We start from the raw sequence: 13,106 nt of genomic DNA, 5'->3' as shown, positions 1-13,106 counted from the left end.
GCGCGATTCTCTACGCTTTAAATCGAAATGCAAGCAGCCACTGCCAGCAAAGTGCCGAAGGCTGGCAGTCAAGGGTTATAGAGCACCATTAGAGGGCTATAACCATTCAAACGGATGCGACTCTATCCATACGATAACCTGCCTTAGCTCACGACGGCGAACATTTCAACAATTTTTTCAATCACTGCCCTGACACGTGCCGTATGGCGCAGATCCTCATGGGTAACTAGCCAGATGTCGTAGGTGCCCTGCCGTTCCCGGTCAGGCCATAGCCGCGTCAAACCGTCAGCCTCGCCGAGGCATACCGGCACTTCCCCGATACCGATGCCAGCAGCAATGGATCGACGCATCATCAAGCCGGTGTTCATCGTTGCCACCAGCCGGCCGTGGGTGATCGATTCGGAAACGATAGTCGCTTCTCGGCCATTCTCCAGATAAGGCTGGTACATGATCAGGTCATGCCCGGCGAAACCCGATCCGGGCACCGGCTCGCCTCTGCGCTGGGCGTAGTCCGCTGATGCGAACAACCCGACCGGCCAGCGGGCGATACAGCGGGTGATCAGATCAGGATTCTCCGGCTTGACGTTTCTCACGGCGATATCGGCTTCGCGCTTGGACAGGCTCAACATCTGGATGGAGGTATCGAGCCGGACTTTCACATCGGGATGCTCTAGATGCAGGCTGGCAATGGCCGGGATCAGGAAGTCGGTCGCCAGGGTGTCGGTGGTGGTGATGCGCACTTCGCCGGTCAGCCGGTCATCGAGACCTTGTATCTGGCGTTGTAGCTCCAGCGCCGAGCGTTCCATTTTCTCGGCAGACTTGAGCGCGGCCTCCCCTGCCACCGTCAAAACATAGCCCTCGGAGGTTCGCAAAAACAGCGTGGTACCCAGGGCTTTTTCCAGAGCAGCGATCCGGCGCCCCACAGTCGCCTGATCGACATTCAACACCCGCGCAGCGCCACGCAAGGTGGCCTTGCGGCAGACGGCCAGAAATATCCGCGTGTCATCCCAATTCACAGGGCCTCCAAGGTGATGCATTTTTGCATATGAGCAGTGAGAAATATCTGCAGGATTGCATCGATCATCCTCGTTACCATGGATTCAGCCAAGCACTTTGTGGTGCTTATTCGATTATGTCCGGGGATTCCATCATGCTCACGACAACCGACACGGTTTCTACCCAGCGCTCAGGGGTCTGGCTGCACATTCTGGCAGGCCTATGCGCCAGCCTGGTGAGCATCGGCCTCGCGCGCTTTGCCTATACACCCCTGATCCCTTCGTTGATTCAGGCCCACTGGTTTTCGGCCTCGGATGTGATTTATCTGAGCGCGGCCAACTTGATTGGCTATCTGATCGGCGCCCTGGCAGGCCGGCCTATCGCGACCCGGCTGTCCAACGGTCACACCCTGCGCTTGATGATGTTGGTAGCGACGGCATCGTTCTTCGCTTGTGCCTATCCGTTGTCCATCAGCTGGTTCTTCAGTTGGCGTTTGCTGTCGGGGATTGCCGGGGGCGCGATCATGGTGCTGGTGGCTTCGACCGTCATACCCCATGTGCCAGCAGCTCGCAAAGGGCTGGCCAGTGGTGCGATCTTTCTTGGCGTTGGCGTGGGCATTGCCGGATCCGGGACCCTGGTGCCGTTCCTGCTGTCTCTGGGACTGCAAGATGCATGGATAGGTCTGGGCATCGTCTCGCTGCTACTCACCCTGATCAGCTGGTTCGGCTGGCCATCGGCAAGCGCTAGCGCCGCTGTTACTGCACCGGCCGTCGATCAACCTGAACAGGCTGCGCCGCTCAATTCAGGGGTTTACCTACTGTTCGGCCAATATGCGCTGATGGCGGTAGGACTGGTACCAGCGATGGTCTTTCTGGTGGACTACGTCACCCGTGGCCTGGGCCTGAGCACCCACGTCGGTGCTGTGATCTGGATCATGTATGGCGTCGGCGCCATATTCGGCCCAGTAATATACGGCCTTCTGGCTGACCGAATGGGTGCCCGCACCTCTATTCGCCTGGTGCTGGCGGTCCAGGCCGTAGCGGTTGCGGTACTGTGCAGCACCAGCAACTTTGCGCTGCTGGCGGTACTGGCAATCATCATCGGTTCTTTTCCACCGGGCATCGTGCCGTTGGCCCTGGCGCGCATCCACGAACTGGTGCCCAGCCATCACCAGCAACAAGTGGCGTGGAGCCGAGCGACAGTGTCCTTCGCGACTTTCCAGGCCCTGGGCGGTTATGCCTACTCGACAATATTCAACGCCAGCGGGGGCCATCACGTGATGTTGTTTGTCATTGCCGCAGCCGCTATTGCGGTTGCCCTGTTGGCTGACTTTGTCGCGGGGTTGGTTGCCCATAATCACCGGGTGAATCCGTAGGAATGGTTTTCGGCTGGCAGGTGCATCCTGTGAAGGATCTCGGTTCCCCGCCGCACGCCCCTGTTGGAGCAAGGCTTGCCCGCGAAGCATCATATGCGGTTAGTCAGACCCACCGCTTTATCGCTCATCGCGAGCTAGCTCGCTCCTACAGATCACATAACGTGTGGGAGCGGTGCTTGCCCGCGATGCAAGCACCTCGGTTTTACAGGCATACCGTCTTAGCGCTAATCACAGGCAAAAAAAACGGCGCCCCACCTAAGTGGAGCGCCGTTTTTACTTGCGGTAGAACTTACTTGGCAGTCAGTGCCGAGTAGCTGGTCATCAGATTGCGGTAGTTAGGAATGCGCGGCGACAGCAGGTTCGCGAGGCCTTCCATGTCATTGCGCCAGTCAACTTGCAGCTCGCAGGCAACAGCGAACCAGTTGACCAGTTGCGCACCGGCGGCGCTCATGCGAGCCCATGCGGCCTGTTGCACGGTTTCGTTGAAGGTGCCGGAAGCATCCGTCACCACGAACACTTCGAAGCCTTCAGCCAGTGCCGACAGCGTCGGGAATGTCACGCAGACATCGGTCACAACGCCAGCGATGATCAGTTGCTTGCGGCCGGTTGCTTTGACGGCCTTGACGAAGTCTTCGTTATCCCAGGCATTGATCTGGCCTGGGCGCGGGATGTACGGCGCGTCCGGGAACATTTCCTTGAGCTCGGGAACCATCGGGCCGTTCGGACCGTTTTCAAAGCTGGTGGTCAGAATAGTTGGCAGCTTGAAGAACTTGGCCAGATCAGCCAAGGCCAAAACGTTGTTCTTGAACTCGTTCGGCTGGAAATCCTGTACCAGCGAGATCAGACCTGTCTGGTGATCCACCAGCAGTACAACCGCGTCATCTTTGTTCAAGCGTTTCCAAGGGGTAGCAGTACTCATGGGATAACTCCTTCAGGTTTTCAGAATGTCAACATTGCCGCATGGCAAATCATCAGAATGCGAAACACGAACAGCCAAACGCGCCCCAGAAGCCCTGGAAGTCGCTGACTGGCACATTGGAAAGCCGGGCCCGCTCATGGCTGTGGGAGTGAACCGTGCAAGGCCCGGCGCACTGGTGAACCTGGGCAACCAACGGCGAGTTCGGACGCCAGTGACCCGGCACCTTCACCACCGGCGACCAGTCCGGCAGAACCGGTACCTGAGGTGGGGCGAGGGTTTCAAAGTCGCCGCTGCCGTAAACCACCTTGCCGTCCACGACGGTGAGGACTGACTCGATCCACTTGATGGACTCTTCGTCAACACTGAAGTAATCCGCCGAGAGCGCCACCAGATCGGCAAGCTGGCCAACCTTGATCATGCCTTTCTTGCCCTGCTCCGATGAGAACCAGGCGCTGCCGTGGGTAAACAGCTCCAGCGCCACGTTACGGGACAAGCCTTCCGGATAGAGCTCCAGACCGCCGACGGTACGGCCGCTGACCATCCAGTACAGCGAGGTCCAGGGGTTGTAACTGGACACGCGAGTCGCGTCAGTGCCTGCGCCTACCGGCACACCTTCGGCCAACATACGTTTGATCGGCGGCGTATATTCGGCCGCTTTGGCGCCGTAACGCTCGACGAAGTATTCGCCCTGAAACGCCATCCGGTCCTGAATCGCGATACCGCCACCAAGGGCCCGGACTCGCTCGATGTTTTTGGGGGTGATGGTTTCGCAGTGATCGAAGAACCATGGCAAACCGTTGAACGGAATCTCGCGATTGACCTTCTCGAATACATCCAGCATCCGCGTGATCGACTCGTCATAAGTCGCATGTAGACGGAATGGCCAGCGATGCTCCACGAGATGACGCACCACCGGTTCCAGATCCTGTTCCATGCCCGCAGGCAGGTCCGGACGTGGCTCCAGGAAGTCTTCAAAGTCGGCTGCGGAAAACGCCAGCATTTCCCCGGCGCCGTTGTGGCGCAGAAAGTCATCGCCCTGATGCAACTTGACGGTGTTCGTCCAGTTCTTGAAGTCCTCCAGTTCTTCCTTGGGTTTCTGGGTGAACAGGTTGTAGGCAATCCGAACGGTGAGTTGCTTTTCGCGGGCCAGTTGTTCGATCACCGCGTAGTCGTCCGGGTAGTTCTGGAAGCCGCCGCCGGCGTCGATGGCACTGGTAACGCCCAGTCGGTTCAGTTCACGCATGAACTGGCGCGTGGAGTTGACTTGGTACTCAAGTGGCAGCTTCGGCCCCTTGGCCAGGGTCGAGTAGAGAATCATCGCATTGGGTTTAGCCACCAGCATGCCGGTTGGGTCGCCGTTGGAATCACGGACGATTTCGCCACCCGGCGGGTTCGGCGTGTTGCGCGTGTAACCGGCGACACGCAAGGCGGCGCGGTTGAGCAAGGCGCGGTCATACAAGTGCAAAACGAACACCGGAGTATCTGGCGCGGCCTGGTTGAGCTCTTCAAGGGTTGGCATGCGCTTTTCGGCGAACTGGAACTCGTTCCAGCCCCCGACCACGCGCACCCACTGTGGCGTCGGCGTGCGGTCGGCTTGTTCCTTGAGCATACGCAGCGCGTCCGCCAATGACGGCACGCCTTCCCAGCGCAATTCAAGGTTGTAATTGAGCCCGCCACGAATCAGATGCAAGTGAGAGTCGTTGAGGCCAGGGATTACCGTACGCTTTTTCAGGTCGATGACCTGGGTAGCACTGCCGCGCAGCGCCATGACCTCAGCATCGGTACCCACGGCAACAAACCGCCCGCCACTGATAGCCACGGCACTGGCCTGGGGCTTTTCACGATCGACAGTGTGAAGCTGGCCGTTGTAAAGAATCAGTTCGACATTCATCGTAGTTCCTTCGACAGAGTATTGAGAGGCACCGGCATAGCCAGCGAAGGGAAAAGAAGGAAGGATCGCCGCCGCGGCACTGAGCAGCGTTCCCTTGGCAAGAAAACGGCGTCGTTGCTGATCGGTGTTCTGATCGTCATCACTCATGGCTCACTCCACGGGATCATGGTTCTGCGCTGCGTTCAGCCATGGCGCGAACAGACGGGTCGCGGCAGGCATCATCACGTAACACACCAACAGAACGATGGTGACCGTGACCAGCGCGGTGCTGACCACGTAGTTGGCCAGCAGTGGGCTCAACGCAAACACCGGCCTCCACAACACCGGAATCAGCAAGGTCAGCGGGCAGATGACCAGGAACGTCACGCAGGCCTGCTTCCAGCGCGGCGGCGGAGACGCGGAGGCTTCCGAGGTCGGTGTAAACCAGAATTCGTTATGGGGGTTGACCTCGGTCTGATCGCCGTCCGCCAGCATCGGCCTGGCCTCCTCCACCAGATCGCGACGCTGGTCCGAGTCCAGCCAGCTCTGCATCGCTTCAGTGGAATGGAAGCGCAATACACAGGTGAACAGATGCAGACCACCGGATTTGCTACGGATCACGTCCACACCCAAATGCCCGGGATGGCTGCCAGCAATAGAAACAATGCGGCGCAACCAGGCCTCGTAGTCAGTCTCCAGACCAGCGCGGATCCGGTGCTTGATCACCAGAGTGACAACCTCGCTGAAGGCTGGCTGACTGATCACTGCTGCTTCGGACAATCGGGAATTTGTGTCAGGCATACCGTACCGCTCCGTTGAATCGTGCGCTTAGGGCAAGCCGTCCCGGCCCGGCAATCAGCACAGTGGTAAAAATGATCAGCAGCAACCAGCCGAACTGGCCTTCTTCCAGGCTCCATTGCGGATGGACTACCACCAGCGCGACCAGCAACAGAAACACGATGGGCACGCAGCAAAGACGCACGAACATCCCCGCCGCTATCAGCAGCGGGCAGATAACTTCGGCAAATATTGCGAGGATCAGGGTCAACTGCGCCCCCATGTGGAAAGGGTCTTCGATAAGCGTCAGTTGATGCTGGAAATCCAGCAGTTTGGGGAGGCCGTGGACGACCAGGAGAAAGGCGGCGCCGCTGAGCCTGAGGAACAGCAGGCCGAGGTCAAGTGCATTGTTTTCCAGCGTTGAACGATTCATTTGGCACACCCGCAATCATAGGAATGACCAGAACAGGGACTTGCCTGTAAGGGCCAACTCTGGATTCGATAATGCGCGGTGAGTGCGAAATGATAATTGAATGCTTGTGCTTTCTTAGGGCTACGTGTGCGCAAACCTGGGTTTGAGGGAATCTATGCGGCGCTGCGTGCGGGAGATGGCAGTATGCATAACTCTGTGGGAGCGAGCTTGCTCGCTCCCACTGGTCTTCCGTGTGCTTCTACAGGGGATGTGTGCGGGTATTGATCAGCCGACGTCAGGCGTCTTGGACATATGCTGGATAATCCGCGAACGCAGCCAGCGCTCGGCAGGATCGTTGTCATGCACACCGCTCCAGACCATTGACAGCTCTGCGGCGACAATCGGGAACGGTGGGTCGTCGGCACGTAACGCACAGCCTTCCACCAGGGCACACGCGGCATAATCGGGCACTGTGGCAATCAATTCGGTGCCCGCCAGCAAGGCACGCAAACCATTGAACTGAGGGACGCCCAGAACCACCTTGCGGCTGCGGCCGACCTTGGCCAGATCCATGTCGATGTTGCCACTCAGATCGCCTGAAAAAGACACCATCGCATGGGGTCGCTCGCAGTATTCATCGAGGGTCAATGCTCCCGGGCGCGAGTCGCCACGCAGCACCTTGCAATCAATATCCCGGAGCTTCTTGCGCTTCGCGTTGGCGGGTAACTCAGTGGTGTAGCTGACACCCACGGAAATTTCCCCGGAGGCCAGCAGCGCTGGCATCAACAGATAATTGGCACGCCTGACGACAACGATGATGCCAGGGGCTTCTTCACGCAACTGATGGAGCAAAGGTGGCAACAGGCCAAATTCGGCATCGTCGGACAGCCCGATGCGAAAGACGTCGCAACTGGTGGAGGGGTCGAAATCTTTCGCCCGGCTGACGGCACCGGAAATAGTGTCCAGTGCTGGCTGAATCTCCTTGAGGATGTCCAGCGCCCGTGCCGTCGGCTCCATTCCACGCCCGTTGCGTAACAGCAGCGGATCGTCGAACAGGTCCCTGAGTCGCGCCAGCGCCGCACTCACCGCAGGCTGCCCCATGAACAGTTTTTCCGCGACCCGGGTCAGGTTGCGTTCAAACATCAACGCCTCAAAGATGACCAACAGGTTCAAGTCGACACGGCGCAAGTCATTACGATTCATCTAAGATTCCAGAGACTGAGGACTGAAAACGCCGCGAGGCTCGTCTGCGGGTCAAGTAGGCACTGTTATCGGCGTAGTGACTTGTATGTTTGTGCTTTTACATACTTGGGGTAGTGATTCTGCGTGGAGGCATGCGCCTCTGGAGAAGGCGTAGGCTTGTCGTGGGACCGGCTTCAGCCGGGAAGAGGCCGGAATAGCCTCAGAAGTAAGGCGCCTGAAATGCAGGCTTGCCGGCTAAAGCCGGTCCCACGGCCTCGCGCCAGTCCCGTTGGCGAACAAATCGGCTGACAATCACTGCTTACGGAAAAACAGCGTGACCTGCCCCAACTCCACACCCAGCTTGCTCATGTATGAGCGGTTCGCCAGGGTCTTGTCGTCAAGCAGATACATCCAGTCGTCAAAAGAGACTTTGTAGGTCGAGTCATCCACTTTGAGGTTAAGCACATAACGCCAATGGAAGGCATTTCCTGAAACCTCGCCGAATGCTTCACCGTCAACGTCGGCAGCGGTGCCTTTCCAGCGCCCCGGTCCGTCGGGGAGCAAGGTCCAGACACGGCTTTCCTTTTTGCCGTCACTGTAGGTGAACGCCTCCTGCAGGATCAGCGCATCGCCTTGGCTTTTGCCATCGATGACCACATGCATGCGTTTGGTCACTTCGCCCGAACGCTTTTGAAATATACCGTCGGCCAGCACCCGGCCATTGAAGTATTCGCGTAAATCCAGCTTCGGCGTTTCCTGGCTGTACTGACTGACCTGTACCCCACTGCAACCCGCCAGCCCGATGCAGGCCGCTATCAGAATCGTTTTGAACATGTATTGAGTCCCCCACTGAAGCTATTCATTTCACACTGCCCAGCAATTGCTCGCGCAGCTCGGGATTACGGGTTTTCGGGCTCAACCAGATATCAAAGAAGGCTTTAGCGAATTGTGGATCCTGTACAACATGCTGTAGCTTTTCACCCACATAAAATCGCGCTTCGCGGCCCGGAAGATAGACACCGGTGATTTTCGAACCGGCCCGCACATCGACGAATGCCTGAGCCATCTGCGCTTGCCATTTGACGAGCTGTTCTTCGCTAACGGGGCGCGGCGAAGTGCGTTTTATCTCGTCGATACTGGCCTCGACCAACTCCTCGCGGGTGATATCGCGATGGTAGGTCAGCTCCAGAGCGAACGGTATATCCCCGCTCAACGGCGTGTCCGTGCTCCACAGACGGGCTGTGTAGACCCGAAAGCCGAAGACCCGTAGATCTCCGCCGCCGAGCAAGTGGGCGCCAGGCAGTACCTCTTGCCAGCGAGCCAGAGCCGGACCGCTCACCAATAACAGAACCATCAACCACAAATGCCGCATCGCGTAATTCCTTCACGCTAAATGCCGACAGGTTTACTGTCGAACCCTCAGATAAAGTTATACGCAGATGACGACCTTGTACAACAAATGGTCGATTTTATTCAAACGACTGATCTAATACGCGGGGCAATTACAGGTTCGCCTTGAAGACAGGTTCACCCAGATTCAGCATCAAGCGATTAGCCCAGGCAAAAATCGAAATCGCATGGGTCAGGTCCAATATTTGAGCGTCATCCAGACCTTGAGCCCGCAAAGGCTGAATGTGCTCGGCTGTGAATGAGGCCGGGGCCAGGGTCAGGTCATAGCCGGAGACCCTGGCCTAAGGATGACTCTCCTACAGCACCGCGATCTGCTCCGGGGTCCCTCCATCGAGACTGATGGTCGGCAACCAGACCTTCCAGACCTGCGGCCGAACTCACCTGTCCATCTGTCGGAGCAAGTAAGGCGGATGACGGTATTCAGAAGAGAGTCTGATCAGCCAACCGCCGTGAAAATCTCCTGCTTTCTGTGAGGCCCGATGTTGGCGGAATACTCAGTGCAAACGAGCCCTTGGCTAAACGCCACATTGCTGACCAACTGTCGGTTCCACAGGCTATTACCGGGGTCTGCCAGATAGGTTTGCAGTGCAACCCATTTCGCCTCTTCGATCTCGTCGGTGTCCAGTACGTTGATACGCTGGGTCAGGGCCGTCATTCGGCAGATGAAGTGAATATTAGATTTGCCAAATTGATACGGGTGCCTGGTGGTGAACGCCACGATGGATTCGCACCTCGACTCAATCCCGGTTTCCTCAAGCACCTCGCGCTCGATCGAATCCTGAATTCGCTCAGCAGGATCTACATGCCCCCTTGGGAGCTTGAACCCGGTGGTGCCTCTCTCCCTTATGACGAGCAACTCCCCTGCGTCGTTAATCACAATCGCCCCCGCCCCGACTGTATGTGTGGGTACGAATGGGACGAACGCCTGCTCGGATGGGCGGCGCACCAGAGTCAGTTGCTCGGCCAGACAGCTATGAAAGGAAAAACCTGCGGCAGTGAAGACTGGAATACTTTGAGCATTGCTGATCGGCAGTGTGATCCAGGCCAGAGCCAGACGCTTATGCTGGATGCGGACGACTAGCGCATCCACCGCGCTACGCACAGCCTGCGGGCCGTCCGGCAGCGAAGCGGGATCGATAATGATGCCGTTGAATCTGTCCCGTTTGAAATGCACGGTGCACCTTTGGACTGATCGAAATGTCGAGATTGTAGTGCGGTGGGCGCCGCTTCGAAACCTGGTCAACTTTCGATCTAATCGTCATGGAGCGCTTCTCGCTACTAATCGAGGAATAGAGACTGATCCGGTGTTCCAAGCCAAGATTTCGCGAAAGTTGTGTATATCGTCTTTTCCTCCGCGCAACAAAAAAGGGCCAACCTTTCGGTTGGCCCTTCTAGTACCGGCAGCAGGACCGGATTTAGTTTGGTAGGCGCGACTGGACTCGAACCAGCGACCCCCACCATGTCAAGGTGGTGCTCTAACCAACTGAGCTACGCGCCTGCTGTGGGTCGGCATTCTACGGATATTCAAATGTGTGTCAACACCTTTTTTCGCGCTAACTCTATGAATATGCGAAATTTTTCGTTTGTGGCGATTTGCCGCTTTGTTTCGTGCCCGGCTGGTGGAGATTTTTGATCTCCGGTAGGATCTGACCATTCGTAAAATATATTAAACGGAGGTTGAAGGATGGCGAACACTCCTTATCCGCAGTCTTACTACGCAGCTTCGGCTAACGCCGCCCCGCCACGTGCTCAGCTGCTAGACGATGTGGAAACTGACGTTTGTGTGATCGGCGCAGGTTATACGGGGCTGTCCAGCGCCCTATTTTTGCTCGAGCACGGTTTTCGCGTAACGGTACTGGAAGCTGCCAAGGTCGGCTTCGGTGCGTCCGGACGTAATGGCGGGCAGATCGTTAATAGTTACAGCCGCGACATCGACGTCATCGAGCGCACTGTCGGCCCACAACAAGCCCAGCTTCTAGGGCAGATGGCGTTTGAAGGCGCGGGGATCATTCGCGAGCGAGTGGCCAAATACCAGATCCAGTGCGACTTGAAGGATGGCGGCGTGTTCGCCGCGCTGACCAGTAAACAGATGGGTCATCTGGAAGCCCAGCAGCGCTTGTGGGAGCGCTACGGCCATACTCAACTTGAGTTGATGGATCAGCGTCGGATCCGCGAAGTCGTTGCGTGTGAGAATTATATCGGCGGAATGCTAGATATGACGGGTGGACATATTCATCCGTTGAACCTGGCACTGGGCGAAGCCGCTGCGGTTGAGTCTCTGGGCGGCATCATCTACGAACAATCAGCAGCCGTGCGGATAGAGCGTGGCGCCAACCCCGTGGTGCATACTGAACACGGTAAGGTCCGGGCGCGCTTTGTGATCGTTGCCGGTAACGCTTACCTGGGCAATCTGGTGCCGGAGTTGGCGGCCAAGTCGATGCCTTGCGGTACTCAAGTCATCACCACCGAACCCTTGAGCGACGAGCTGGCTCACAGCCTGCTGCCTCAGGATTACTGCGTCGAGGACTGCAATTATTTGCTGGATTACTATCGTCTGTCCGCTGACAAGCGCCTGATCTTCGGCGGCGGCGTGGTGTACGGAGCGCGAGACCCTGCCAATATCGAGGCAATTATCCGGCCCAACATGCTGAAAGCCTTCCCGCAGCTCAAGGATGTGAAGATCGACTATGCCTGGACGGGGAATTTTCTGCTCACTCTGTCGCGCCTGCCTCAGGTCGGGCGCCTAGGCGATAACATCTATTACTCCCAGGGATGCAGCGGGCATGGTGTGACTTATACCCACTTGGCAGGCAAGGTGCTCGCCGAAGCATTGCGCGGACAAGCCGAGCGATTTGATGCATTCGCCGGGCTGCCCCATTACCCTTTCCCCGGCGGCCAACTTTTGCGTACGCCGCTGACGGCGTTAGGCGCCTGGTACTACAGCCTCAGGGACAAGCTGGGTTTCTAGAAAGTCGTGTTATGAAACGGCGCTCATGGGCGCCGTATTCATTTCAGCGTGCCTTCAAGGTCTTCAACGCCTCGCCCGCAGCCTGTTCCTGCCCCGCTTGCGCCAAATCATTGGCCGCCTTGATCCAGCGCTGCTCGTCCAGATTGGCCGGCAACTGACGTGGGCTCTGGATCAAAACAGCCCAGCTACCGGCGCTTTCCCATGCCGAACTGAAGCTGCTGAAGCTCATCAGTAAATGGCGGTTCATCCCCGAATGCAGCAGAACGGTCTGCTTATTACGGTTATAACCCACCAGTACTGCATAACGCGGTTCAGTGAAAACCGTGCCTTCAGCAAAACGCAACATCACTGGATAACCAGCGGAGACCTGGGTGAGCAATGAAGGCAGGCCCTTGTCCAGCGGATAAACCATGAACCCGTATTGACGCGCCACTTGCGGCAGGCTTTGTTCAAGCCTGGACTCGCCACCCGGCAGTTGCAGCGGTTTATCCAGCAAGCCAGGGGTTATTTGCACCCGTTGATACGACAACATACTGGCCAACGCGCCGGGGCCACTTTGATAAGCATTGCCCCGAAAAAACGGTACGTTATTGAGCTCTACGCGATCCGGCAAACGTTTGATTTCAGGTGTAACGGTCGAGGCGCACCCCGTCAGCACCAAGGCGAAAGCCAGCACGAGCCGCAGTGGCCTGACTCCTGCGGCACAGGATCGAAAAAAAACCGGTGACATGTTCACTCACTTCCGCAAAACGCCAGACAACCTGCGGCCCGGCTTGAGGGTTGATCATAGGTCGCGGCGGGAGCCGGGTATAGCCTCAACACCCAGTCATGAGCAGCTAATAGATCTAATCAGTCCTGAGTGGGTGACCACTGGTCAACTTACGGAAACATCCGCAGGGCTAGACTGTCGATTCATAGGACTGCATAAAGAAAGCATGGTCCGCGGAGGACGTATGAGCCTGGAAATGACAATCGTGATGCTGATCGCCGCATGGCTGGCCGTGGCCAGCGCGATGCTCTGGGGCGTGATGCGAATTTCTCGTCGTCATCATCACCCTTACCGTCAGGTAAAACCTTCAGCCGGCAAAGCCGAGAAGCCATCCAAAAGCCGGCAGCACATACCGGCCCATTGACCAGGGCTCAATAAAAAAGGTCGGGCGGTATTAACCGCGCCGACCTTTTATTCTTGCGACTTAG

Annotated in this window: 13 protein-coding genes, 1 tRNA gene and 1 pseudogene; 3 read left to right on the top strand and 12 right to left on the bottom strand. The window is 57.4% G+C overall.

The window, feature by feature from the left end; genetic code table 11:
• Window positions 1-143: 143 nt before the first annotated feature.
• On the bottom strand, window positions 144-1,016 hold the full coding sequence (locus tag IV01_RS21575) for a LysR family transcriptional regulator (protein ID WP_032625915.1): 873 nt from the start codon (window positions 1,014-1,016) through the stop codon (window positions 144-146).
• A 134-nt stretch (window positions 1,017-1,150) separates the two neighbouring features.
• Between IV01_RS21575 and IV01_RS21580 the strand changes: the two genes are divergently transcribed.
• The gene (locus IV01_RS21580; protein WP_032626075.1) at window positions 1,151-2,371 is read left to right on the top strand and encodes a YbfB/YjiJ family MFS transporter; all 1,221 of its coding nucleotides are present in this window, start codon (window positions 1,151-1,153) and stop codon (window positions 2,369-2,371) included.
• Between the two features lie 289 nt (window positions 2,372-2,660).
• Here the strand turns inward: IV01_RS21580 and ycaC are convergent, their stop codons facing one another.
• The 10 genes and pseudogenes from ycaC to IV01_RS21625 form a co-directional block, all read right to left on the bottom strand.
• On the bottom strand, window positions 2,661-3,290 hold the full coding sequence (ycaC, locus tag IV01_RS21585) for an isochorismate family cysteine hydrolase YcaC (RefSeq protein WP_032625913.1): 630 nt from the start codon (window positions 3,288-3,290) through the stop codon (window positions 2,661-2,663).
• Window positions 3,291-3,342: 52 nt separating this feature from the next.
• Window positions 3,343-5,181 carry an amidohydrolase gene (locus IV01_RS21590; protein ID WP_032626073.1) on the bottom strand — a complete coding sequence of 613 codons (1,839 nt, stop codon included), beginning with the start codon at window positions 5,179-5,181 and terminating at the stop codon, window positions 3,343-3,345.
• 150 nt (window positions 5,182-5,331) lie between these two features.
• A complete protein-coding gene (locus tag IV01_RS21595; RefSeq protein ID WP_050507282.1) occupies window positions 5,332-5,961 on the bottom strand; it encodes an antibiotic biosynthesis monooxygenase in 630 nt (209 codons plus the stop codon).
• Entirely contained in the window at window positions 5,954-6,370 is a 417-nt protein-coding gene (locus tag IV01_RS21600) for a DoxX family protein (RefSeq protein WP_032625909.1), read from the bottom strand. Before IV01_RS21600 ends, IV01_RS21595 begins: the two co-directional genes overlap by 8 nt.
• 264 nt (window positions 6,371-6,634) lie before the next feature.
• On the bottom strand, window positions 6,635-7,552 hold the full coding sequence (locus IV01_RS21605) for a LysR substrate-binding domain-containing protein (protein ID WP_032625907.1): 918 nt from the start codon (window positions 7,550-7,552) through the stop codon (window positions 6,635-6,637).
• Between the two features lie 291 nt (window positions 7,553-7,843).
• A complete protein-coding gene (locus IV01_RS21610; protein WP_032625905.1) occupies window positions 7,844-8,365 on the bottom strand; it encodes a DUF3833 domain-containing protein in 522 nt (173 codons plus the stop codon).
• Between the two features lie 25 nt (window positions 8,366-8,390).
• Complete coding sequence (locus IV01_RS21615) at window positions 8,391-8,903, bottom strand: chalcone isomerase family protein (RefSeq protein ID WP_032625903.1); 513 nt, start codon at window positions 8,901-8,903, stop codon at window positions 8,391-8,393.
• Between the two features lie 130 nt (window positions 8,904-9,033).
• Window positions 9,034-9,204: pseudogene (locus IV01_RS26820) on the bottom strand (alkylhydroperoxidase); the annotation flags it as partial.
• Between the two features lie 173 nt (window positions 9,205-9,377).
• Window positions 9,378-10,115 carry an NUDIX hydrolase gene (locus IV01_RS21620; protein WP_032625902.1) on the bottom strand — a complete coding sequence of 246 codons (738 nt, stop codon included), beginning with the start codon at window positions 10,113-10,115 and terminating at the stop codon, window positions 9,378-9,380.
• A gap of 247 nt (window positions 10,116-10,362) precedes the next feature.
• Window positions 10,363-10,439: transfer RNA gene (locus tag IV01_RS21625), tRNA-Val, on the bottom strand.
• 186 nt (window positions 10,440-10,625) lie between these two features.
• Here IV01_RS21625 and IV01_RS21630 point away from each other — a divergent pair.
• A complete protein-coding gene (locus tag IV01_RS21630) occupies window positions 10,626-11,909 on the top strand; it encodes an NAD(P)/FAD-dependent oxidoreductase (RefSeq protein WP_032625900.1) in 1,284 nt (427 codons plus the stop codon).
• A 43-nt stretch (window positions 11,910-11,952) separates the two neighbouring features.
• On the opposite strand, the gene IV01_RS21635 is transcribed toward IV01_RS21630, so the two are convergent.
• Window positions 11,953-12,639: a hypothetical protein gene (locus IV01_RS21635; protein WP_050507281.1), complete on the bottom strand. Its 687-nt coding sequence runs from the start codon at window positions 12,637-12,639 to the stop codon at window positions 11,953-11,955.
• Between the two features lie 223 nt (window positions 12,640-12,862).
• Between IV01_RS21635 and IV01_RS21640 the strand changes: the two genes are divergently transcribed.
• Window positions 12,863-13,042, top strand: a complete 180-nt coding sequence (locus IV01_RS21640) for a hypothetical protein (protein WP_032625898.1) — start codon at window positions 12,863-12,865, stop codon at window positions 13,040-13,042.
• Window positions 13,043-13,106: the final 64 nt, after the last annotated feature.

The organism is Pseudomonas syringae (genome assembly GCF_000737245.1).
In the GTDB taxonomy this organism is placed as follows: Bacteria; Pseudomonadota; Gammaproteobacteria; order Pseudomonadales; family Pseudomonadaceae; genus Aquipseudomonas; species Aquipseudomonas syringae_J.
The sequence above is the reverse complement of the archived record's forward strand: the minus strand, read 5'-3'. Positions and strand labels throughout refer to the sequence as shown.